The organism is Metapseudomonas resinovorans, assembly GCF_002003485.1.
Taxonomy (GTDB): domain Bacteria; phylum Pseudomonadota; class Gammaproteobacteria; order Pseudomonadales; family Pseudomonadaceae; genus Metapseudomonas; species Metapseudomonas resinovorans_D.
The window spans coordinates 13,087-35,526 of record NZ_BDMA01000042.1 but is presented as its reverse complement, the minus strand read 5'-3'; the positions used below and the strand labels follow the sequence as shown (position 1 = coordinate 35,526).

Genomic DNA, 22,440 nt, shown 5'->3' with positions numbered 1-22,440 from the left:
GATGGCGGCGGACTGGTCGGCGGTGCTGCGGGCGTCCTGCACCGAGCGTTTCACGTCGGCGATGATCGGTTGCAGCTTGTCGAGGAAGCGGTTGAACCAGCCGGCCAGTTCGCCCAGTTCGTCCTGGCGGGCGTAGTCCAGGCGGCGGGTCAGGTCGCCTTCGCCGGTGGCGATGTCCTTGAGCATGCTGGCCACGCCAAGGATCGGCCGGGTCACGCCACGGGCGGTGAGCCACACCAACAGCAGGCCGGCGACGGCGGCGGCGAGGCCGATCAACAGGCCGGTGAGGTTGGCGGTGTCGTTCTGCTGGTCGAGTTTGGCGTCCAGTTTCAGTGCCGGCGCCAGCAGGACCTTCTCGGGGACTTCCAGCAGCACGCTCCAGGGCGCGGCGGTGGGGATGGGCTTGAACGGCTGCATGACGCGCAGCATGCCGTCGTGCTCCATTTCCACGGCTTTGCCGGCCTGCAGGTTGCCAGCCAGCTCAGCAGCCTTCGCACCGAAGGCCTTGTCCAGTTTGGCGCTGAGAAGGCCAGCATCGCGGCTGTGACCAGCGAGCAGACCCGCCGGGCTGAGGATGCTGACGTGGCCGTTGCCGTCATAGAGCTCGCGATTACCGGCGATGCTCAGTTGCTGCAGGCTTTCCAGGCTGATGTCCAGGCCCATGACACCGACGGTCTTGCCGTTCAGTTGCAGCGGGAAGGCGATGCTGGTCATCAGCACCTGACGGTCGCCCACGTTATCGAAGTAGGGGTCCAGCACACAGGCCTGGCCGGTTTTCATTGGGCAGGTGTACCAGGCGTTGTAAGGGGCGCCGCTGGGACCGGTGCTGCTGTCGGCGAGCAGTTCTTCGGTCATCGACTCGGACTCGAGCTTGCCAGGAGAAGGCTGGGACCAATAAAGGGAGAAGCGGCCCTTGTCGTTGCTGCCGAGTTCGGCCTGGTCGGCGAAGAGCTCGTCCTTGCCGTCCAGGGCATTGGGCTCGAAGACCAGGTACAGGCCCAGGATCTCCGGGTTGGCCTCCAGGCTGGTGCGCACCTGGCGGGTCAGGTCTTCGCGCAGGTCGAAGGCGTCGAGGAAGCGCTTTTCCGCTTGCTCCTTGAGGAACAGGACCTGACGGGAGAAGCCTTTACCGTACTGGTAGTTGTCCATGAAGTAGCGCTGGATGCGGATTGCCTGCAGCTCCGCGCGGGCCTCCAGGCGCAGGCGCGCGCTCTGGTCGAGCATCTGGCTGCTGTCGGCCTTCACCAGGCTGGCGCTGCGCTTGGACTGGTACAGGGATGAGCCGACCAGCAGGGTCACGATGGCCAGCAGGCAGAGGCCGACCAGCAGGGTGATCTTCCACTGGATGGACAGGCGATTGAACGGCATTGGGGCTTCCTTCTGTCTCGTCGGAACTTCATTCGTTGTCGGCGCGGTCGGCGATTTCTTGACGCGTAGACGACGAATAGCCGTGCGGAATGCACGAGGGTGCAATTTGCAGGCAAGAATTATGCACAGTCCGACTAATATTCCGAACGCTTTTGACAGGGACGGCCGGTTTCGGCAGAGTGCGCGCTTTTTTTCGCGGCAGAAGCCTTGGCTGGCAAGGCCGCAGGACCGAGGAGTGGCGATGAATGCGGTAGTGGCGGCGGTGGGGATCATGCTGGTCCTCAGCCTGTGCCGGGTACATGTGGTAGTGGCCCTGATCATTGGTGCGTTGGCAGGCGGCATGTTCGGCGGCCTGGGAATTGACGGTGCCCTGGCGGCCTTCAACAAGGGGCTCGGTGGCGGTGCCACCGTGGCGCTGTCCTACGCGCTGCTGGGCGCTTTCGCCGTTGCCATCGCGCGTTCCGGCCTGGCCCACGCACTGGCCGACAAGGCCCTGGCGCTGGTGGGCAGGCAGGAGGCCAACGGGGGCAACGCACTGAAATGGGTGCTGGTGGCTCTGCTGCTGTGCGTGGCGATCTCCTCGCAGAACATCCTGCCGATCCATATCGCGTTCATTCCGCTGCTGGTACCGCCTCTTCTATATGTACTGACGCGCCTGGCCATCGACCGCCGGCTGATCGCCTGCGTAATCACGTTCGGCCTGATTACGCCCTACATGTTCTTGCCGGTGGGGTTCGGGAACATCTTCCTGAACGAAATTCTGCTGGCGAATGTGGTGAAAAGTGGCGTGGACGTTACCGGTGTGAATGTCACCGAGGCGATGTTGATACCGGCCCTGGGCATGGTTGCCGGCCTGCTCATCGCGGTGTTCATCAGCTATCGCGGCAAGCGCACTTATGACCTGGAACGTATCGCCCAGGCCGAGCAAGTGAGCGTCGCTTACAACCCGTTGAGCCTGGGTGTCGCCGGCGTGGCGATCGTGGCTGCCTTCGTGGTGCAACTGCTGCTGGACTCGATGATCATCGGCGCGCTGCTGGGCTTCGTGATCTTCTCGCTGTCCGGTGTGGTGCGCTGGAAGGAGACGGACGACCTGTTCACCGAAGGCATGAAGATGATGGCGATGATCGGCTTCATCATGATTGCCGCCTCGGGCTTCGCCGAGGTGATGCGAGAGACCGGCCACGTCGCGACCCTGGTGGACACCTCGGCGGCCTGGATCGGGCACAGCAAGGCGCTCGGTGCGCTGCTGATGCTGCTGGTGGGCCTGCTGGTGACCATGGGCATTGGTTCGTCCTTTTCCACGGTGCCGATCATCGCGGCCATCTTCGTGCCGCTGTGCGTGCAACTGGGTTTCAGCCCGCTGGCCATCGTCAGCATCGTCGGTACCGCGGGCGCGCTGGGCGATGCGGGTTCCCCGGCATCCGATTCCACCCTGGGGCCCACCTCTGGCCTGAACGTCGACGGCCAGCACAACCATATCTGGGACACCGTGGTACCGACTTTCCTGCACTACAACCTACCGCTGCTGGCCTTCGGCTGGGTCGCGGCGATGGTGCTGTAAGGTCGCTGGACGCCATTGCCGGGCTGGTTCGCCAGTTCCGCATCATGCTCCCCGTAGGAGCGAGCTTGCTCGCGAAGAGTCCGAGCGCGCTATTTCGCGAGCAAGCTCGCTCCTACACACCCTGCAGCGGCGCCAAAAACAGTTAGCACTTTCCCCGATTCGCCGCGGACTAACCCAGTAGGTCCTCTACACCCCGCGGCATTGCTATGGCTTCTCAGCGGCAACTGCACAACCGCACCCTGATCCTCCTTCTGGTGGTGGTATCGCTCGCGTTCTGCTGGATTCTGGTGCCGTTCTACGGAGCCGTATTCTGGGCTGTAGTGCTGGCGGTGATCTTCAGTCCCTTGCAGCGCGAACTGGCATTGCGTTTCGGCGGACGGGGCAATCTGTCGGCGATGATCACGCTGTCGATCTGCCTGCTCGTTGCGGTGCTGCCGGTGCTGCTCATTGGTCTGATGCTGGTGCAGGAGGGTGCCGATTTCTACCATCGGCTCGAATCGGGCGAGCTGGACATCGGCGGCTATGTCGAGCAGTTCAAGAACCTGTTGCCGAATTTCCTCCAGCGCCAACTCGATCGCCTCGGCATCGGCAACCTGAACGGCGTGCGCGACCGCATCGTCAGCGGCATGCTGCAAGGCAGCCAGTTCCTCGCCACGAAGGCGTTCACCATCGGTCAGAACACCTTCGAGGTTGTGATCGGCTTCTTCGTCATGCTCTACCTGTTGTACTTCTTCCTCCGCGACGGCTACGAAGTGGCGCGCAATGTGCGCATGGCGTTCCCTCTCGGCGAGCAGCACAAGCGCCGGTTGCAGATCAAATTCACCCGCGTGGTACGGGCAACGGTCAAGGGCAACATTGTGGTCGCCATTGTCCAGGGGGCGTTGGGAGGGTTGGTGTTCTGGTTCCTGGGCATTACCAGCCCGGTGTTCTGGGGGGTGATGATGGCGTTCCTGTCGCTGCTGCCCCTGGTGGGGGCGGGGATGATCTGGGGACCGGTCGCTCTGTTCTTCATGATCAACGACGAACTCTGGAAGGGTGTAGGGCTGGCGCTGTTCGGCATCCTGGTGATTGGGCTGGTGGACAATATTCTCCGCCCCATGCTGGTGGGCAAGGACTCGCGGATGCCGGACTATCTGGTGCTGATTTCCACCCTGGGCGGGCTGTCGCTGTTCGGCCTCAACGGCTTCGTCATCGGTCCGCTGATCGCGGCGTTGTTCGTGGCGAGCTGGGACCTGTTCACTGAGACGGGCAAGAAGGTGATGCTGCCCTAGACGCGCGCACTTTCCCCCAAAACGAAAAACCCGGCACAAGGCCGGGTTTTCGTTTCTCGGGTTCCGCTTAGTGGGCTAGGGCCACCAGACCGGAGTGCTGGACCAAGTCCAGCAGCGGCTGCGGGTAGACGCCGAGGAAGAACGCCAGCAGGGCGACGAACAGCAGCATGATGCCGCCGGCGCGTTGCGCCCAGTGCAAGTCGGCGTCGTGACGACGCAGGTTCGGCTCGACCAGGAACAGGGTGACCATGACGCGCAGGTAGTAGAACACGCCGATGGCGCTACCCAGGACCATGGCGCCCAGCAGCCACCAGAGGCCGGATTCGACACCGGCGGCGATCACGAAGAACTTGCCGATGAAGCCTGCGGTGAGCGGGATGCCGGCCAGGGACAGCATCATCACGGTGAGCACGGCGGTCAGGTACGGACGGCGCCAGAACAGGCCGCGGTACTCGTACAGGGCATCGCAGTCACGGCCGCTGTAGGGGGTCGACATCAGGGTCACGACACCGAAGGCGCCCAGGCTGGTCAGCACGTAGGTAGCCAGGTAGACACCGATGGCTTCCACGGCCAGCCCCTTGCTCGCGATCAGGGCCACCAGCAGGTAGCCGAAGTGCGCGATGGAGGAGTAGCCCAGCAGACGCTTGATGTTGTTCTGCACCAGGGCCAGCAGGTTGCCGAATAGGATGGAGGCGATGGCGATGACGGTCAGCAGATCGTTCAGCCAGCCGCCGGCGGTGGCCGGGGACAGCTGATAGAGACGCAGCAGCACGGCGAATACGGCGACCTTGCTGGCGGTAGCCAGGAAGGCGGCCACCGGCGCCGGAGCGCCTTCGTACACGTCCGGGGTCCAGAGGTGGAACGGCACCAGGGACAGCTTGAACGCCAGGCCGATCAGCATCATGCCGATGCCGAGCTGGGACAGCACGCTGGAGGTACCGGCGGCGGCCAACTGGCTGAAGCTCAGGCTGCCAGCGTCGGCGTAGAGCAGGGCCATGCCGAACAGCAGGAAGGCGGAACCGGCGGCGGACAGCACCATGTACTTGATGCCGGCCTCCAGGGAACGCTTGTTGAAGAAGGCGTACGCCACCAGGCCGTAAACCGGTACCGAAAGCAGCTCCAGGCCGATGAACAGGCCGGCGAGGTGCTGCGCGGTGACCAGTACCAGGCCGCCGGCGGCGGCCAGGAGGATCAGCAGGTACATCTCTTCGCGGTTGCCCGGGTAGCCCTTGCCCGACTCACCACCCAGGTAGGCGTGGATCAGGGTGACGCAGGCGAGGGTGCCAGCCAGGACCAGCGCCATGTAATAGGCGCCGAAATTGTCGACCATCATCAGCGGGGTCACTTCCAGGGGAGCGACCTTGAGTGCCGGGAGGATGGACAGCAGGGCGAGGTTGAGGCCGATGACCGAGAGGCCGAAGGTCCAGGAGTGGTGCCGCTTCCAGGCGATGGCCAGCATCACCACGACAATGGTGGCGCAGGTGACCAGCAGCGGTAGCAGGGCAATCAGGTGTTGAGTCGTGAATTCCATAACCTACTTACCGGGCAACGAGTTGATTGACGGCGGAATCCAGCCACTGGTGCACGCCATGCATGGTCGCAGCGGAGGTATCCAGTACCGGTTGCGGGTAAACGCCGAGCAGGATCAGCAGGGCGGCGAGGCCCAGGACCATGGTCAGCTCGCGATAGCGCAGGCCTTCGTAGGCGTTTTCGTTCTTCGCCGGACCGAAGTAGGCGCGGTGGATCATGATCAGCGAGTAGACCGAGCCGAACACCAGACCGGTGGAGGCCAGGACGGCAATCCACGGTACCTGCTGGAAGGAACCGACCAGGATCAGGAACTCGCCAACGAAGTTGCCGGTGCCCGGCAGGCCCAGTGCGGCGGCAGCGAAGAACAGGCTGATACCGGGCAGGTAGGGCATGCGATTCCAGATACCGCCCATCTCGCGCATGTCACGGGTGTGCAGGCGCTCGTACAGCTGGCCACACAGGATAAAGAGTGCGGCGGCAGAGAGGCCGTGGGCGATCATCTGCACGATGGCGCCCTGCAGCGCGATCTGGCTGCTGGAGTAGATGGCGATCAGCACGAAGCCCATGTGGGACACGCTGGAGTAGGCCACCAGGCGCTTGATGTCGGTCTGGGCGAAGGACAGGAAGGCACCGTAGACGATGGCGAACACACCGAGCCACTGGGCGATCGGCGCGAACTCGGCCGACGCGTTGGGGAACAGCGGCAGGGCGAAGCGGATCATGCCGTAGGCGGCGGTCTTCAGCAGGATGCCGGCGAGGTCCACGGAACCTGCGGTCGGGGCCTGGGCGTGGGCATCGGGCAGCCAGGAGTGGAACGGCACCACCGGGAACTTCACCGCGAAGGCGATGAAGAAGCCGAGCATCAGCAGGTACTCGGTGCCCGGAGCAAGCTGGGCCTTCAGCAGGTCGGCGTAGTTGAAGGTCAGTACGCCGGTGTTGCTGTAGTTCACCAGCACCAGGCCGAGGATGGCCACCAGCATGATCAGGCCGCTGGCCTGGGTATAGATGAAGAACTTGGTGGCGGCGTTGATGCGGGTCTTGCCCTTGCTGCCACTATGACCCCAGAGCGCGATGAGGAAGTACATCGGCACCAGCATCATTTCCCAGAAGAAGAAGAACAGGAACAGGTCGATGGCGAGGAACACGCCGACCACGCCGCCGAGGATCCACATCAGGTTGAGGTGGAAGAAGCCGACGCGGTTCTGGATTTCACGCCAGGAGCAGAGTACGGACAGCACACCGAGCAGGCCGGTGAGGACGATCATCAGGATGGAGATGCCGTCCAGGGCCAGGTGGATGGTGACGCCGAAACGCTCGATCCACTGCACCTTGAACTCTTGCGCCCACACCGGATCGGTGCCGGGAGCGGGGGCCAGGGTGAAGTCGCCGGTCGCCCACAGCCAGAGGCCGAGGCCGAACAGCAGGGTCATGGTGAGGAGGGCGATCCAGCGGGGCAGGGTGGCGCCGAAGCGCTCACCTTGCCAGCAGAGCAGGCCGCCGATGAAGGGAATCAGGATTAGCCAGGGCAGAATCATGACGGGCTCAATTCCTTAAGAAGATTCAGGTCAGCAGCACGGCGCCGAGCACGAGCACGGCTCCGCCGACGATGGATACGGCGTACCAGCGCAGCTGGCCGGTCTGGCTACGGCTGAGGGCGAAGTTGCCACCCTTCACTACACGCGGGACCAGGCCGATGGTGCCGTCGATGGGATCGCGACGGAGCAGGCGGCAGACCAGCAGGTAGGGTTTGACGAACAGCAGGTCGTAGAGCCAGTCGAAGCCCCAGGCGGCGAACCACCAGGCACCGAGGAAGCGGCCAGGAGCGCTTTGGGCAACGGCGCTGACGAAGCGGCGCTTGCCGAGGAAGAGCAGGGCGGCCAGCAGGATGCCCGCAAGGGCGATGGCGCCCGAGGCGATTTCCAGGCTGTGCTTGGCTTCGCCACCGGCATGGCCGACGCTTTCCGGCAGCACGCCGGCCAGCGGCGGGGTGATCAGTGCGCCGACGAAGGTGGAGAGCACGATCAGCACGCTCAGCGGCAGCCAGTGGGCAACGCCATGGCCAGCGTGGGCTTCGGTCTGCGCTTCACCGTGGAAGGCGATGAAGATCAGGCGGAAGGTGTAGATCGAGGTCAGGAAGGCACCTGCCAGGCCCGCGTAGAGCAGGCCGGCGTGACCACTGGCGAAGGCTTCCCAGAGGATCTCGTCCTTGGAGTAGAAGCCCGCGGTAACCAGCGGCAGGGCCGCCAGGGCCGCACCACCGACAATGAAGCTCGCGTAGGCCAGCGGCAGCTTCTTCCACAGGCCGCCCATCTTGAAGATGTTCTGCTCGTGGTGGCAGGCGTTGATCACTGCACCGGAGGCAAGGAACAGCAGGGCCTTGAAGAAGGCGTGGGTCATCAGGTGGAAGATCGCCGCGTCCCAGGCACCCACGCCAAGGGCGAGGAACATGTAGCCGATCTGGCTCATGGTGGAGTAGGCGAGGATACGCTTGATGTCGGTCTGCACCAGGGCGGCGAAGCCGGCCAGGACCAGGGTCACACCACCAACGATGCCGACCAGCTCGAGGATTTCCGGGGTGAGCAGGAACAGGCCGTGGGTACGGGCGATCAGGTAGACGCCTGCGGTCACCATGGTCGCCGCGTGGATCAGCGCGGAGACCGGGGTCGGGCCGGCCATTGCGTCTGCCAGCCAGGTCTGCAGCGGCAGCTGGGCGGATTTTCCCACGGCGCCGCCGAGCAGCATCAGGGTCGCGACCCAGAGCCAGGCGTCACCGGCCACGTACTTCTCAGGGGCCAGCTTCATCAGCTCCTGGATGTTCAGGGTGCCCAGGTGGAAGAACAGGATGAACAGGCCGATGGCCATGAACACGTCACCCACGCGGGTAACGATGAAGGCCTTGAGCGCTGCGTTGCCGTTGGGCGTGTGCTTGAAGTAGAAGCCGATCAGCAGGTACGAGCACAGACCCACGCCTTCCCAACCGAAGTAGAGGAACAGCAGGTTATCGCCCAGCACCAGGAACAGCATGCTGGCGATGAACAGGTTGGTGTAGGCGAAGAAGCGGGAGTAGCCCTCTTCACCGCGCATGTACCAGGAAGCGAACAGGTGGATCAGGAAGCCGACACCGGTGACCACGCCGAGCATGGTCAGCGACAGGCCGTCCAGATAGAGGGTGAAGCTGGGCGCGAAGCCCGCCACGCTCATCCACTGCCAGAGCACCTGGGTGTACACGCCGCCTTCCGGCGGGGCCACGTTGAACTGCCAAATGATCGAGGCGGCTACCAGGGCCGAGAGACCCACGGAGCCGACGCCGATGACGGCGGAGGTGTTTTCGGAGAAACGCCCGCGGGAGAAGGCCAGGATGAACCAGCCAAGCAGCGGGAACAGGCAAGTGAGGAATAGAAGGTTCATCCGCGCATCTCGCTGGCAGCGTCGATATCGAGGGTATGGAAGCGGCGGTACAGCTGCAGCAGGATCGCCAGGCCGATGGAGGCTTCGGCGGCTGCAAGGCTGATCACCAGAATGAACATGATCTGACCGTCAGGCTGGGCCCAACGGGCGCCGGCGACCACGAAGGCCAGCGCGGCGGCGTTCATCATGACTTCCAGGCTCATGAGCACGAAGAGGATGTTGCGGCGCACCATCAGGCCGGTGAGGCCCAGGCAGAAGAGCACGCCGGCGACCGCGAGGCCATGTTCCAGTGGGATTGCGTTCATGGCTTATTCCTTAGCTTCGTGGCGGCCGAGGTGGAAGGCGGCGACCAGGGCTGCGAGCAGCAGCATGGAAGCCAGTTCCACAGCCAGCAGGTACGGGCCGAAGAGGGCGATGCCGACTGCCTTGGAGTCCACCGTGGTGTGACCGATGGTGGCGCCAGTGGCGTTGCCGAACAGCACGTACAGCAGCTCGGCCAGCAGAACCAGGGAGAGCAGGGCAGGGCCGGTCCAGATACCAGGCTTGAGCCACTTCTTCTCCTGCTCGGCAATCGCCGGTCCGAGGTTCAGCATCATCACCACGAAGACGAAAAGCACCATGATGGCGCCGGCGTAGACGATGATTTCCAGGGCGCCGGCAAAGGGTGCACCGAGGGCAAAGAAGCACATCGACACCGCCAGCAGCGAGACGATGAGGTACAGCAGGGCATGCACCGGATTGGTGTTGGTGACCACACGCAGGGTGGAGACAACGGCCACACCGGCGGCGAAATAGAAGGCGAATTCCACGCGCGTCTCCTTAGGGCAGCAGGCTCTTCACGTTGATCGGCTCGGCCTCGTTCTGCGCGGCGCCTTTCGGCTTGCCGGCAATGGCCATACCCGCCACGCGATAGAAGTTGTAGTCCGGGTTTTTGCCGGGACCGGAGATCAGCAGGTCTTCCTTCTCGTACACCAGGTCCTGACGCTTGAACTCGCCCATCTCGAAATCCGGGGTGAGCTGGATTGCGGTGGTCGGGCAGGCTTCTTCGCACAGGCCGCAGAAAATGCAGCGGGAGAAGTTGATGCGGAAGAACTCGGGGTACCAGCGACCATCGTCGGTCTCAGCCTTCTGCAGGGAGATGCAGCCGACCGGGCAGGCCACGGCGCACAGGTTGCAGGCTACGCAACGCTCTTCGCCATCGGGATCGCGGGTGAGGACGATGCGACCGCGGTAGCGCGGCGGCAGGTAGACGGGCTCTTCCGGGTATTGCAGGGTGTCACGCTTGCGGAAGGCATGGCCGAAGATCATCACCAGGCTGCGAAGCTGGGTGAAGGTGCCATGCACGACGTGGATGATTTCTTTGATCATGGCATTACTCCTTACTGGGCCGAGGCCAGCACCAGGGCGCCGGTCACCAGCAGGTTGATCAGGGTCAGCGGCAGGCACACCTTCCAGCTGAAGGCCATCACCTGGTCATAGCGCGGGCGCGGGATGGATGCGCGCAGCAGGATGAACAGCATGATGAAGAAGCCGGTCTTCAGTGCGAACCAGATGAAGGGGATCTGCGGAAGGATGCCGAACGGGCCGTGCCAGCCGCCGAAGAACAGGGTCACGAGCAGGGCGGAGATCAGCACGATGCCGATGTACTCGCCCACGAAGAACATGCCCCATTTCATGCCGGCGTATTCGATGTGGTAACCGTCGGCCAGTTCCTGTTCCGCTTCCGGCTGGTCGAACGGGTGACGGTGGGTCACGGCGACGCCAGCGATGAAGAAGGTACAGAAGCCGAAGAACTGCGGAATGATGAACCACAGGTGCTGGGCCTGGTATTCAACGATGTCGCGCATGTTGAAGGAACCCACCTGCGCCACGATGCCCATCAGCGACAGGGCCAGGAACACCTCGTAGGAGATGGTCTGGGCCGAGGCGCGCAGGCTGCCGAGCAGGGCGAACTTGTTATTGCTCGACCAGCCGGCGAAGAGCACTGCGTACACCGCGATGCCCGCCATGGCGAAGAAGAACAGCACGCCGATGTTCAGGTCGGCCACGCCCCAGGTGGGGGTGACCGGGACCACGGCAAACGCGATCAGCAGGGCGCTCATCGCGATGATGGGCGCCAGGGTGAAGATCAGTTTGTCAGCGAACGGCGGAGTCCAGTCTTCCTTGAAGAACATCTTGATCATGTCGGCGCCGAGCTGGAAAGCGCCGAACGGACCTACGCGGTTCGGACCGTAGCGGTCCTGCCACAGGCCGAGCAGACGACGTTCCACCCAGGAGAGCAGCGCACCGGTCACGACCACACCGAGCAGGATGACGATGGACTTGAGGACAGTGACGACGATGTCGATCAGTTCGGGCGTCAGCCAGCTCATTGCGCGGACTCCTGTACGGCAGTGACGATGGCACCGGCGAAGACGGCCGGGATGCCCGGCAGACCGGCAGGCAGGCCGATCAGGCCGATGCCCATTTCTTCCTTGATGGCCAGCGGCAGACGCAGGGTCTGGCCGTTGACAGTCAGGGCGAGCAGGGCACCGTCGTTGACGCCGAGGCGGTCAGCTTCGTCCTTGGCCAGGGCCACGTAAGGCTGCGGGATGCGCTCTTGCACCGGCGCGGCGCGGGAGCTGTTCTCCTCGCTGCCGAACAGGTGGTGCAGCGGCACCGCCTGCCAGGTGCCCTGGGCCGGGTTGAAGGCAGCGTTGATGCTGTACCAGGGCAGGGCCTGGCCCTTGGCCTCGATCAGGCGCACGCCCGGGTCGCCAGCGCGCAGGTGGCCACCGACTTCGTCCTGGAACTTGTTCCAGGCCTGCGGGGAGTTCCAGCCCGGAGACCAGGCGAACGGAATCTGCTGACGATCTTCCTTGGTGCCGGCATAGCCTTCCATGGAGAAGGCGAAGGCGGAGTCCTTGTCCTGGGGCTGACGCGGCTCGTGCACGCTGATGTTGGCGCGCATGGCGGTACGACCGCTGTAGCGGTGCGGCTCGCGAGCGAGCTTCATGCCCTTGATGCGGAAGGAGGCAGTCGGCGCGGCATCGCGGATGCCAGCCAGCAACGGGCTGCTGTCGGCACAGGCGGAAGTCACCTGGTCCAGCTGGGTCCAGTCGACGGTCTTGCCCAGCAGGGTGCTGTGCAGTGCATGCAGCCAGCGCCAGCCTTCGCGAACGAGGATGTTGGCGTCGTAGTAGGTTGGGTCGAAGACCTGGAAGAAGCGCTGGGCGCGGCCTTCCAGGCTGACCAGGGTGCCATCGCCTTCGGCGAAGCTGGCAGCCGGCAGCACCAGGTGGGCGCGCTCGACCGTAGCGGTGTGCTGGTGGTCGGCAACGATCACGACCTTGGCTGCTGCCAGGGCGGCATCGACCTTGGCGGCGTCGGCGCGGCGGTACAGGTCGTTCTCGAGAACGACGACGGCATCGGCCTTGCCGGCGGTCAGGGCTTCGAGGGCAGCGTCGACGGATTCGCCACCGAACAGGGCGAGGCCCATGCTGTTGGCTTCCGGCACCACGAGGCTGATGGAACCGTTCTTTTCACGGTTCTTCAGTGCGCTGGCAATGTTCGCGGCGGCTTCGATCAGGGCCTTTTCGCCCAGGGAAGCGCCGGAGATAACCAGCGGACGCTTGGCATTGATCAGGGCATCGGCGATGCGCTTGACCAGCTCGGAGGCTTCGTCTTCCAGGCCTTCCACGGCCGGGGCACTCGGGTCGATGGCGTGGGCCACGGCGAAACCGATGCGGGCGAGGTCGGCCGGTGCGGCATGAACGCTTTCCGCGGCGATGTCATCCAGGCGAGTGGCGGCGACGCTGGCGATGAACAGCGGGTTCAGCGCGTCCTGGGCGACGTTTTGCACGGCGGCCATGTGCCAATCCTGGATCTTCATCGAGGCGGCGATTTCGGTGGCCTTGCCTTTGACCGCCTGACGCAGGGCCAGGGCCATGCGGGCTGCAGTCTGGGTCAGGTCTTCGCCGAGGACGAAGATCGCGTCGTGCTTCTCGACCTCGCGCAGCGTCGGCACTGGCAGTGGGCCGTTCTGCAGGATCTCGCGAATCAGGCGCAGGTTGGCCAGTTCACTGGCGGCGATGCCGGTGTAGTAGTTCTCGGCGCCGACCAGTTCACGGAGGGCGAAGTTGCCTTCGAGGCTGGCGCGCGGCGAACCGATACCGATGACGCGCTTGCCTTTCAGCAGCTCGGCAGCCTTGTCCAGCGCTGCGTCCAGGCCCAGTCGCTGGTTGCCCAGCAGAGGCTGGCGCGGACGGTCTTCGCGGTTGACGTAGCCATAGCCGAAGCGGCCACGGTCGCACAGGAAGTACTGGTTCACCGAGCCGTTGAAGCGGTTCTCGATGCGGCGAATCTCGCCGTAGCGTTCGCCGGGGCTGATGTTGCAGCCACTGGAGCAGCCTTGGCAGATGCTCGGGGCGAACTGCATGTCCCACTTGCGGTTGTAGCGCTCGGAGTGGGTCTTGTCGGTGAACACGCCGGTCGGGCAGACCTCGACCAGGTTGCCGGAGAACTCGCTCTCCAGCACGCCGTCTTCGACGCGGCCGAAGTAGACGTTGTCGTGGGCGCCGTAGACGCCGAGGTCGGTGCCGCCAGCGTAGTCCTTGTAGTAGCGCACGCAGCGATAGCAGGCGATGCAGCGGTTCATCTCGTGAGCGATGAACGGGCCGAGCTCCTGGTTCTGGTGGGTACGCTTGGTAAAGCGGTAGCGACGGGCGTTGTGGCCAGTCATTACCGTCATGTCCTGCAGGTGGCAGTGACCGCCTTCTTCGCACACCGGGCAGTCGTGCGGGTGGTTGGTCATCAGCCATTCGACGACGCTGGCGCGGAACTGCTTGGCCTCTTCGTCGTCGATGGAAATCCAGCTGTTATCGGTGGCGGGGGTCATGCAGGACATGACGAGGCGACCACGCTTGTCGTTCTCGTCGGTGTACTGCTTGACCGCGCACTGGCGGCAGGCGCCGACGCTACCGAGCGCCGGGTGCCAGCAGAAGTAGGGGATGTCGAGTCCGAGGGACAGACAGGCCTGCAAGAGGTTGTCTGCACCATCGACTTCGAGCGTCTTGCCGTCTACGTGGATAGTGGCCATGGTTCAGTCTTCATCTGCCCGTGTGACCGGGCTTTGGCTAATGGAATCTGCGTGCGCGCGGGGCCGGTCTTGCGGCCGCCGCTGCGCTTATTCTCTGCCTCAGGCGCCGACGGGAATCGGTCGCGCTGCCGGAATCTGGCTGGCGATGCCTGCCTCGAACTCCGGACGGAAATACTTCATCGCACTGCCCAGTGGCTCGACGGCGCCCGGTGCGTGGGCGCAGAAGGTCTTACCTGGGCCGAGGAAGCTGACGAGCTGCTCCAGTGTCTCCAGGTCACCCGCCTGGCCTTCGCCGCGTTCCAGGGCACGGAGGACCTTGACGCTCCAGGGCAGGCCGTCGCGGCAGGGTGTGCACCAGCCGCACGACTCGCGAGCGAAGAACTCTTCCATGTTACGGAGCAGGGAGACCATGTTGATGCTGTCGTCCACGGCCAGTGCCAGGCCGGTACCCATACGGGTGCCCACCTTGGCGATGCCTGCGGCGTACATGGGCGCATCCAGGTGCTCGGGGAGCAGGAAGCCGGTACCGGCGCCGCCGGGCTGCCAGGCTTTCAGCTTGAAGCCGTCACGCATCCCACCAGCGTAGTCCTCGAACAGCTCGCGAGCAGGAACGCCGAAGGGCAGTTCCCAGAGGCCGGGGTTCTTCACCTTGCCGGAGAAGCCCATGAGCTTGGTACCCATGTCTTCGCTGCCCGGGCGGGCGAGGGTCTTGTACCAGTCCACGCCGTTGGCGACGATCGCTGGCACGTTGCACAGGGTCTCGACGTTGTTGACGCAGGTTGGCTTGCCCCAGACGCCGACGGCGGCAGGGAAGGGCGGCTTGGAACGCGGGTTGGCGCGACGGCCTTCCAGCGAGTTGATCAGGGCGGTCTCTTCACCACAGATGTAGCGACCTGCGCCGGTGTGGACGAACAGCTCGAAATCGAAACCGCTGCCGAGGATGTTCTTGCCCAGCAGGCCGGCGGCCTTGGCTTCATCGATGGCGCGATTGAGGTTGCGCGCCGCGTCGACGTACTCACCGCGCAGGAAGATGTAGCCGCGATAGGCCTTGAGGGCGCGCGCGGAAATCAGCATGCCTTCCACCAGCAGGTGCGGCAGCTGCTCCATCAGCATGCGGTCCTTCCAGGTGTTGGGCTCCATTTCGTCCGCGTTGCACAGCAGGTAGCGGATGTTCATGGATTCGTCGGCCGGCATCAGGCCCCACTTCACGCCGGTGGGGAAGCCCGCACCGCCACGACCCTTGAGGCCGGAGTCCTTGACCTGCTGAACGATGTCGGCCTGGGCCATCTCGGTCAGGGCCTTGCGAGCAGCGGCGTAGCCGTTTTTCTGCTGGTATTCGTCGAGCCATACCGGCTGCGCGTCTTCGCGCAGGCGCCAGGTCAACGGATGGGATTCTTCGCTGCGGGCGATGCGGTTGGCCGGGCCAATGGAGGTGAGCGTCTTCATTGGTAGGCCTCCAGCAGCTTGGCAACGCCATCAGGTTGTACGTCGCCGAAGGTGTCGTCGTCGATCATCACGGCCGGGGCCTTGTCGCAGTTGCCGAGGCAGCAGACCGGCAGCAGCGTGAAGCGGCTGTCGGTGGTGGTCTGGCCAAGGCCGATGCCGAGCTGCTTCTGCATTTCGGCAACGACGGACTCATGGCCGCCGACGTAGCAGGTCATGCTGTCGCACACGCGGATGACGTGGCGGCCAACCGGCTGGCGGAAGATCTGGCTATAGAAGGTAGCCACGCCTTCGACATCGCTGGCGGGAATGCCGAGGATCGCGCCGATGGCGTCAGCGGCGCCATCCGGCACCCAGCCACGCTCTTTCTGGACGATCTTCAGGGCTTCGATGGACGCCGCACGCGGGTCCTCGTAGTGATGCATTTCGTGCTCGATGGCCGAGCGCTCGGTTTCGCTGAGTACGAAACGGTCGGTCTGGATAAGGGTGCTCATGATCAGCGGTCCACGTCAGCCATTACGAAGTCGATACTGCCCAGGTAGGCGATCAGGTCTGCCACCATGCTGCCGCGGATCACTGAAGGGATCTGCTGCAGGTGGGGGAAGCTGGGCGTCCGGATCCGGGTGCGGTAGCTCATGGTGCTGCCGTCGCTGGTCAGGTAGTAGCTGTTGATGCCCTTTGTCGCCTCGATCATCTGGAAGGCTTCGTTGGCCGGCATGACCGGGCCCCAGGAAACCTGCAGGAAGTGGGTGATCAGGGTCTCGATGTGCTGCAGCGTGCGCTCTTTCGGCGGCGGCGTGGTCAGCGGGTGGTCCGCCTTGTACGGGCCTTCCGGCATGTTCTTGAGGCACTGGTCGATGATGCGGATGCTCTGGCGCATCTCTTCGACGCGGACCATGCAGCGATCGTAGGCGTCACCGTTGTGGGCCAGCGGCACTTCGAACTCGAAATTCTCGTAACCGGAGTAGGGGCGTGCCTTGCGCAGGTCGAAGTCGCAACCGGTGGAGCGCAGGCCAGCACCGGTGACGCCCCACTCGAGGGCTTCCTTGGTGTTGTACTGGGCGACGCCGACGGTACGGCCACGCAGGATGCTGTTCTTCAGGGCAGCCTTTTCGTACTCGTCGAGGCGTTTGGGCAGCCATTCGACGAATTCCTTGACCAGGCCATCCCAGCCGCGCGGCAGGTCGTGGGCGACGCCACCGATGCGGTACCAGGCCGGGTGCAGGCGGAAACCGGTCACGGCTTCGATCACCTTGTAGGCACGCTGGCGGTCGGTGAAGGTGAAGAACACCGGAGTCATGGCGCCCACGTCCTGGATATAGGTACCCAGGAACAGCAGGTGGCTGGTGATCCGGAAGAACTCGGCCATCATCACGCGGATGAAGTCGACGCGCTGCGGCACCTTGATGCCGGCGAGCTTTTCGACCGCGAGGACGTACGGCAGGTTGTTCATCACGCCACCGAGGTAGTCGATACGGTCGGTGTACGGAATGAAGCTGTGCCAGGACTGGCGCTCGGCCATTTTCTCGGCACCGCGGTGGTGGTAACCGACTTCCGGCACGCAGTCGACGATCTCTTCGCCGTCCAGCTGCAGGATGATGCGGAAGGCACCGTGGGCGGAGGGGTGGTTCGGGCCGAGGTTGAGGAACATGTAGTCCTCGTTCTCGCCGTGGCGTTTCATGCCCCAGTCTTCCGGGCGGAAGCGAGCAGCTTCTTCTTCAAGCTGGTGCTTGGCCAGGGTCAGGCTGAAAGGGTCGAATTCGGTGGCGCGCGCCGGGTAGTCCTTGCGCAGCGGGTGTCCTTCCCAGGTGTTGGGCATCATGATCCGCGACAGGTGCGGATGGCCGGCGAAGGTGATGCCGTACATGTCCCAGACTTCGCGCTCGTACCAGTTGGCGTTCGGCCAGATACCGGTGACGGTAGGAAGGTTGAGGTCGCCCTCGGACAAGGCCACCTTGATCATCACGTCACTATTACGCTCCAGCGACATGAGGTGGTAGAACACCGTGAAATCGGCATTCGGCAGGCCGCGGCGCTGGGTGCGCAGGCGCTCGTCGACGCCATGCAGGTCGTACAGCATGACGTAGGGGCGCGGGAGATTGCGCAGGAACTTGAGGACGTCGATCAGCTTGTCACGGGCGACCCAGATCACCGGCATGCCGGTACGGGTCGACTGGATGGTCAGGCTTTCGGCGCCAAAGCGGGAATTGAGCTCTACGACGACGTCTTGGTCGTCAGCCTTGTAAGGCGGAATAGACAGAACGGTGTCTGCAGTCATGGTCTCGGTCGCTATCGGTCAACGTAAAGAATGAGCCTGGGGTCTTCCGGAGAAGAACAGGCTCAGACTTCGTCGGGGCTGCGCAGGTTGGTGACCTGAATACGCTGTTCGCGGCGCTTTTCTCGCTCGGAGGGCATGTCGGCACGATAGACGCCTTGGTCCCCCACGACCCAGGATAGCGGGCGGCGCTCCTGGCCGATGGATTCCTGCAGCAGCATCAGGCCTTGCAGGAACGCCTCCGGACGGGGCGGGCAGCCGGGAATGTAGACGTCCACAGGCAGGAACTTGTCCACGCCCTGAACGACCGAGTAAATATCGTACATGCCACCGGAGTTCGCGCACGAACCCATGGAGATCACCCACTTGGGCTCCAGCATCTGCTCATAGAGGCGCTGGATGACCGGTGCCATCTTGATGAAGCAGGTACCCGCGATAACCATGAAATCCGCCTGGCGCGGTGATGCACGAATGACCTCCGCACCGAATCGCGCGATGTCGTGCGGTGCGGTGAAGGCAGTGGTCATTTCCACGTAGCAGCAGGAGAGGCCGAAGTTGTACGGCCACAGGGAGTTCTTGCGACCCCAGTTGACTGCTCCGTTGAGAACATCCTCGAGCTTGCCCAGGAAGATGTTCTTGTGCACCTGATCTTCTAGCAGCGGGTCGGAAACGGTCTCCCGTTCGCCGATCGGATACTGCTCGTAAGTGGCATCCGGATCGATCCGAGTAAGTTTGTATTGCATTGCCAAAGCCTCATTGTTTTAGCTTCGCCTGCCGCTTGCGACGACCTTCGGGAGCCCAATCGAGCGCCCCGATGCGCCAAAGGTAGACAAGACCTGCCAACAGAATTGCTATGAAAATGGTTGCTTCGATAAAGCCGGCCCAACCGCTTTCACGGACGGAAACGGACCAAGCGAAGAGAAAGAGGGCTTCGACGTCGAAGATCACGAAGAGCATCGCGACCAGATAGAACTTTGCGGAAAGGCGGAGGCGGGCAGTGCCGGTGGGGAGCATGCCGGATTCGAAGGGGTCGTTCTTGCTACGACCGATGGCCTTGCTGCCGAGCAGGCTGGAGACACCGATCATGAAGGCACAGAGGCCGACGACACCCAACAGGAAAACAGCGAAACCCCAGTTGTGGGAGATGATGGCAGTAGCTTCCGACATGCCGGAACTCCTTAGTCAAGGAACGGCGTTCACTTGCGTTTAATAGGTTTAGTGCCGGGTTTCTTTGAGACCCTGGCAATCGATTCGGACAATTTTATGCCCGACCGGGTGTGCAAGTAAATTTTTCACGTCAAAAAATTGCCCGCGCAGCCGGATTTTTGACCGTCTGCTCCTCTGCAGGCCACTATCCATCAGTGTTTCAGCGTTTTCTTAGGCCTTGGTCGGATTGCGGCCTTATGTCGCAGCGAGGGTACCTTTTGGCTTGCAAATGATAGTCATTAGCGTTTGATTGGTGGTTAATTAATCACTACACGTGAGTTGCTCCGGAGAACTTGGAAATTGTCTCGGAAAATATGCTGTGAACGTTCCTAAGTTGCTCTTCCAGCTGTTTTCATAATTGCGACAATTCCATTTGTTTTTGTTCATATTGAATTGCGAAAGAGGAAAAAAGAGGCCGGCCCAGATGAGCCGGCCGAAATCCTTGAGGGGATTCAGAGCAGTCGACGGCCGTCTTCGCGCGTGATGATCACGGTGGAGGAGCGCGGCCGCTTGCCCGGGCCGTCTGGCCAGGTGCTGAGCAGGTTGGTGGCGGTAGAACCTTCACCAGGGTGCTGGATGTTGATGAACAAGGTGCGAAAGTCGGGTGTCGCGCTTATGCCGGTCACTTCGGCGCCCAGGGGGCCGACCAGGAAACGCTTGAACTCACCGCTGCGCGGGTCCGCCACCAGCATCTGGTTGTTGCCGAAGGGGCCAGTGCTGAGCTGGCTGCCACTCATGTCGGTCTGGATCCACAGACGGCCTTCGTCGTCGAACCAGAGCCCGTCGGGGCTGGCCAGGATGTTCTGCGCGCCCAGCGGCTTGCCATCCGGGCCGCGGCTGTCCGCCTCGGGACCGGCGAGCAGGAAAATGTTCCAGTCGAAGCGGCGTCCGGCGTGATCGCGACTGTTTTCGCGCCAGCGGATGATGTGGCCGTAGGCGTTGGCCGGGCGCGGGTTGGCGGCGTCGGCAGTGGTGCGAGCGGTGTTGTTGGTGAGGGTGAAGTACACCTCGCCGTTGTCCGGATTCACCGCGCCCCATTCCGGGCGGTCCATGCGGGTGGCGCCAACGACGTCGGCGGCCAGGCGGGTGTTGATCAGCACTTCGCCCTGGTCGGCAAAGGTGACGCCCGCTGCCAGGCAGGCCTTGAGGAAGTTGCGATCATTGATGTCCAGGGGCAGCCAGTCGCCGCTGCCATCGGCATTGAAACGGCCGACATAGAGGGTGCCTTCGTCCAGCAGGCGGCCGTTGGCTTGGCCGGGGCGGTACTTGTCGCGGCTGACGTACTTGTAGATGTACTCATTCTGCGAGTCGTCGCCCGAATAGCAGACTACCGGGCGGCCGGGTTTCACCGGGGCGAAGATCAGGCCTTCATGGGCGAAGCGCCCCAGGGCGGTGTGCTTGACGGGGGTAGATTCGGGGTCGAAGGGATCGATTTCGACTATCCAGCCGAAGTGGTTCGGCTCGTTGCGGTAGTCGCCCGTAGCGTCGGCGGTCTTGCGGGTCGCGTCGAAGCGTTCGAATTCGTCTCCCGGCAGGGTTTCCCAACCGAAGCGGCTGCTACTGCGCAGGCCGTAGCGCTGCAGTTCGCGCGGCAAGCCGGTGTCGCGGGTAGCGAAGTAGCCAGCCCAGTTCTCCTCGCAAGTGAGGTAGGTGCCCCAGGGGGTGAAGCCGTTGGAGCAGTTGTTCTGGGTGCCACGAGTGGCGGTGCCCTGCGGGCTGTAGCGGGTTTGCAGCAGCTTGTGGCCGCGGGCCGGCCCGGTGATCTGCATCGGCGTAGCGGCGGTGATGCGGCGGTTGCGGCGGCTCGGCACCACTTCCCACTCGCCATTTACATTGCGGCGGATTTCAACCACGGAAACACCGTGGGCGTTGATCTCTTTGCGGACTTCTTCGGCGATGGTGCGCTTGCCGCTGACCACGGTTGGGCCATTGGGGTGCAGCAACGGGGCATCGATGTACTCGTGGTTGAGAACCAGCAGGCCGTGGTCGGAACGCTTGCCTGGACCGCGACGGGCGTCGATGGGGAAGAAGTGCATGCCGTCATGGTGCATGCCGATCTGCTCAGCCTGATCCAGGGCGCTGTTGCTGGCATCCTCTGCGAAAGCCGGATAGCGGCCGGTGATTGGCGTGCCCCACGGAATGAAGGGGGTGGCCTTGTAGTCCGGCGGTACGGTGATGGTGTCGGCGCGGCCGGTGGGGATGGCATCGAAGGGCAGGCGCGAGCGCGGCTTGAAGGGGAAGCCCTTGGCTTGTGAGTCGGCAGCCATGGCGTCACCCGGAAGGGCTGCGCCAAGGAATGCCAGGGCGCTCGCGGCGGCGCCACCGATCAGCACCTGGCGGCGGTTGAGGCCACTGATCAGGTCGTTGATGTGCGGGTTGTTGGAGGTGTTGCTGGGTAGTTCGTCGCCGCTACCAAAGAGCACGGCGTTGTCGTTGTGTTCGTTCAAGGCGGGTCTCCACGCAGGCGAATCGACGGAGATCTGACGCTAATTGTCGAAGGCGACGGAACGATTACAGCGAGATGGAAATACTGTTGCGCGGGAATTGGCGCACGCTTTCAGTTGTGCGCCATGGCCTGATCTTTCTGCTGGATGGCGAAGATCAGCGCGCCACCTGCGAGTTGTTCGATCACCCGATCGCGATCCGCGTTGGACAGGACCAGGCAGCCGAAGCTCCTCCCTGGCACGCCGTGCTGGCGGATGAAGTCTTCCTCCATGTAGGCGTTGGCATGGATGACGATGGCGCGCTCTTCAGCGTTGCTGTTGCTTGGAGAGAGGCCTGTCAGGCGCATCGATCGGCCGTGACCGGGTTCTTCGCTGTCGAATACCTGAGCCGTGCGGAACAGGCCAAGGGACGTGGCGCGGCTGCCTGGGTCATTGGAGAAGTGGTCGGCATTGCCGTCATGGTTCATGTCCGAACCTTTGCCGTGGGCGACGCGGAAGCTGCCGAGCAGTGCGTGACTGCGGCTGTCGAAAAGGTAGAAGCGTGGCAGCATGGAGGAGCGGCCGTAGTCGACTACCGCGAAGCGCGGGTGCTGGCTGCTTTTCAATTCATCGAGAATGTCGCCCAGGGAGGGCTGGGAGATCAGTATCTCCAGGTCGCCTGCGCGCAGGGCGGGGGAGAGCAGTAGCAGGATCAGTAGCAGGGCTCTCGGCACGGCCAGTTCTCCGAGGGGGGTATGCCGATTCTATGCGGCCCGGGCGATGAGGCAAATTCTTGTTGATCGGATCGCTGCTCCCGGGTCCTTCCGTTTGATTTTTTGGCCGATACGTTCGGCTGAAGTTCACATTGCCGCACCAAA

The 22,440-nt window shown here is 63.4% G+C and carries 18 protein-coding genes; 2 read left to right on the top strand and 16 right to left on the bottom strand.

Annotation, left to right across the window (positions count from 1 at the left end):
* Positions 1-1,368: methyl-accepting chemotaxis protein (locus tag MnOB_RS11955; protein ID WP_158713801.1), on the bottom strand; the 1,368-nt coding region annotated here is incomplete at its 3' end.
* A 241-nt stretch (positions 1,369-1,609) separates the two neighbouring features.
* Between MnOB_RS11955 and MnOB_RS11950 the strand changes: the two genes are divergently transcribed.
* Positions 1,610-2,929 (top strand): Na+/H+ antiporter family protein, encoded by a 1,320-nt coding sequence (locus MnOB_RS11950; RefSeq protein ID WP_077524447.1) that lies wholly within the window; start codon positions 1,610-1,612, stop codon positions 2,927-2,929.
* A gap of 206 nt (positions 2,930-3,135) precedes the next feature.
* Positions 3,136-4,200 carry an AI-2E family transporter gene (locus tag MnOB_RS11945; RefSeq protein WP_077524446.1) on the top strand — a complete coding sequence of 355 codons (1,065 nt, stop codon included), beginning with the start codon at positions 3,136-3,138 and terminating at the stop codon, positions 4,198-4,200.
* A gap of 67 nt (positions 4,201-4,267) precedes the next feature.
* Here the strand turns inward: MnOB_RS11945 and nuoN are convergent, their stop codons facing one another.
* The 15 genes from nuoN to MnOB_RS11870 all read right to left on the bottom strand — a co-directional run bounded on the left by nuoN (position 4,268) and on the right by MnOB_RS11870 (position 22,296).
* Positions 4,268-5,731 (bottom strand): NADH-quinone oxidoreductase subunit NuoN, encoded by a 1,464-nt coding sequence (gene nuoN / locus MnOB_RS11940; protein ID WP_077524445.1) that lies wholly within the window; start codon positions 5,729-5,731, stop codon positions 4,268-4,270.
* A 7-nt stretch (positions 5,732-5,738) separates the two neighbouring features.
* Positions 5,739-7,265 carry an NADH-quinone oxidoreductase subunit M gene (nuoM, locus tag MnOB_RS11935; RefSeq protein ID WP_077524444.1) on the bottom strand — a complete coding sequence of 509 codons (1,527 nt, stop codon included), beginning with the start codon at positions 7,263-7,265 and terminating at the stop codon, positions 5,739-5,741.
* A 25-nt stretch (positions 7,266-7,290) separates the two neighbouring features.
* Positions 7,291-9,138 (bottom strand): NADH-quinone oxidoreductase subunit L, encoded by a 1,848-nt coding sequence (gene nuoL / locus MnOB_RS11930; RefSeq protein WP_077524443.1) that lies wholly within the window; start codon positions 9,136-9,138, stop codon positions 7,291-7,293.
* The gene (gene nuoK, locus MnOB_RS11925) at positions 9,135-9,443 is read right to left on the bottom strand and encodes an NADH-quinone oxidoreductase subunit NuoK (RefSeq protein WP_077524442.1); all 309 of its coding nucleotides are present in this window, start codon (positions 9,441-9,443) and stop codon (positions 9,135-9,137) included. Before nuoK ends, nuoL begins: the two co-directional genes overlap by 4 nt.
* A 3-nt stretch (positions 9,444-9,446) precedes the next feature.
* On the bottom strand, positions 9,447-9,947 hold the full coding sequence (gene nuoJ, locus MnOB_RS11920) for an NADH-quinone oxidoreductase subunit J (RefSeq protein ID WP_077524441.1): 501 nt from the start codon (positions 9,945-9,947) through the stop codon (positions 9,447-9,449).
* A gap of 10 nt (positions 9,948-9,957) precedes the next feature.
* Positions 9,958-10,506 carry an NADH-quinone oxidoreductase subunit NuoI gene (gene nuoI / locus MnOB_RS11915; protein ID WP_077524440.1) on the bottom strand — a complete coding sequence of 183 codons (549 nt, stop codon included), beginning with the start codon at positions 10,504-10,506 and terminating at the stop codon, positions 9,958-9,960.
* 11 nt (positions 10,507-10,517) lie between these two features.
* Positions 10,518-11,510 (bottom strand): NADH-quinone oxidoreductase subunit NuoH, encoded by a 993-nt coding sequence (gene nuoH / locus MnOB_RS11910; RefSeq protein ID WP_077524439.1) that lies wholly within the window; start codon positions 11,508-11,510, stop codon positions 10,518-10,520.
* Positions 11,507-14,215: an NADH-quinone oxidoreductase subunit NuoG gene (nuoG, locus tag MnOB_RS11905; protein ID WP_077524438.1), complete on the bottom strand. Its 2,709-nt coding sequence runs from the start codon at positions 14,213-14,215 to the stop codon at positions 11,507-11,509. The genes nuoH and nuoG overlap by 4 nt, the downstream gene beginning before the upstream one ends.
* 99 nt (positions 14,216-14,314) lie before the next feature.
* Entirely contained in the window at positions 14,315-15,661 is a 1,347-nt protein-coding gene (gene nuoF, locus MnOB_RS11900) for an NADH-quinone oxidoreductase subunit NuoF (RefSeq protein ID WP_077524437.1), read from the bottom strand.
* A complete protein-coding gene (gene nuoE / locus MnOB_RS11895) occupies positions 15,658-16,158 on the bottom strand; it encodes an NADH-quinone oxidoreductase subunit NuoE (protein ID WP_107504067.1) in 501 nt (166 codons plus the stop codon). Before nuoE ends, nuoF begins: the two co-directional genes overlap by 4 nt.
* Positions 16,155-17,936 (bottom strand): NADH-quinone oxidoreductase subunit C/D, encoded by a 1,782-nt coding sequence (gene nuoC / locus MnOB_RS11890; protein WP_077524435.1) that lies wholly within the window; start codon positions 17,934-17,936, stop codon positions 16,155-16,157. Before nuoC ends, nuoE begins: the two co-directional genes overlap by 4 nt.
* Before the next feature lie 62 nt (positions 17,937-17,998).
* Entirely contained in the window at positions 17,999-18,676 is a 678-nt protein-coding gene (locus MnOB_RS11885) for a NuoB/complex I 20 kDa subunit family protein (protein WP_077524434.1), read from the bottom strand.
* A 10-nt stretch (positions 18,677-18,686) separates the two neighbouring features.
* A complete protein-coding gene (locus MnOB_RS11880; RefSeq protein ID WP_077524433.1) occupies positions 18,687-19,100 on the bottom strand; it encodes an NADH-quinone oxidoreductase subunit A in 414 nt (137 codons plus the stop codon).
* A 491-nt stretch (positions 19,101-19,591) separates the two neighbouring features.
* Positions 19,592-21,586, bottom strand: a complete 1,995-nt coding sequence (locus MnOB_RS11875) for a PhoX family protein (protein ID WP_077524432.1) — start codon at positions 21,584-21,586, stop codon at positions 19,592-19,594.
* Between the two features lie 110 nt (positions 21,587-21,696).
* Positions 21,697-22,296 carry a murein L,D-transpeptidase catalytic domain-containing protein gene (locus MnOB_RS11870; protein WP_077524431.1) on the bottom strand — a complete coding sequence of 200 codons (600 nt, stop codon included), beginning with the start codon at positions 22,294-22,296 and terminating at the stop codon, positions 21,697-21,699.
* Positions 22,297-22,440 lie beyond the last annotated feature (144 nt).

Excerpts from the sequence above, each read along its gene's own strand:
- MnOB_RS11950 (WP_077524447.1), top strand. The coding sequence starts at position 1,610 with ATGAATGCGGTAGTGGCGGCGGTGGGGATCATGCTGGTCCTCAGCCTG.
- MnOB_RS11945 (WP_077524446.1), top strand. The coding sequence starts at position 3,136 with ATGGCTTCTCAGCGGCAACTGCACAACCGCACCCTGATCCTCCTTCTG.
- nuoN (WP_077524445.1), bottom strand. The coding sequence starts at position 5,731 with ATGGAATTCACGACTCAACACCTGATTGCCCTGCTACCGCTGCTGGTC.
- nuoM (WP_077524444.1), bottom strand. The coding sequence starts at position 7,265 with ATGATTCTGCCCTGGCTAATCCTGATTCCCTTCATCGGCGGCCTGCTC.
- nuoL (WP_077524443.1), bottom strand. The coding sequence starts at position 9,138 with ATGAACCTTCTATTCCTCACTTGCCTGTTCCCGCTGCTTGGCTGGTTC.
- nuoK (WP_077524442.1), bottom strand. The coding sequence starts at position 9,443 with ATGAACGCAATCCCACTGGAACATGGCCTCGCGGTCGCCGGCGTGCTC.
- nuoI (WP_077524440.1), bottom strand. The coding sequence starts at position 10,506 with ATGATCAAAGAAATCATCCACGTCGTGCATGGCACCTTCACCCAGCTT.
- nuoH (WP_077524439.1), bottom strand. The coding sequence starts at position 11,510 with ATGAGCTGGCTGACGCCCGAACTGATCGACATCGTCGTCACTGTCCTC.
- nuoG (WP_077524438.1), bottom strand. The coding sequence starts at position 14,215 with ATGGCCACTATCCACGTAGACGGCAAGACGCTCGAAGTCGATGGTGCA.
- nuoF (WP_077524437.1), bottom strand. The coding sequence starts at position 15,661 with ATGAAGACGCTCACCTCCATTGGCCCGGCCAACCGCATCGCCCGCAGC.
- nuoC (WP_077524435.1), bottom strand. The coding sequence starts at position 17,936 with ATGACTGCAGACACCGTTCTGTCTATTCCGCCTTACAAGGCTGACGAC.
- MnOB_RS11885 (WP_077524434.1), bottom strand. The coding sequence starts at position 18,676 with ATGCAATACAAACTTACTCGGATCGATCCGGATGCCACTTACGAGCAG.
- MnOB_RS11880 (WP_077524433.1), bottom strand. The coding sequence starts at position 19,100 with ATGTCGGAAGCTACTGCCATCATCTCCCACAACTGGGGTTTCGCTGTT.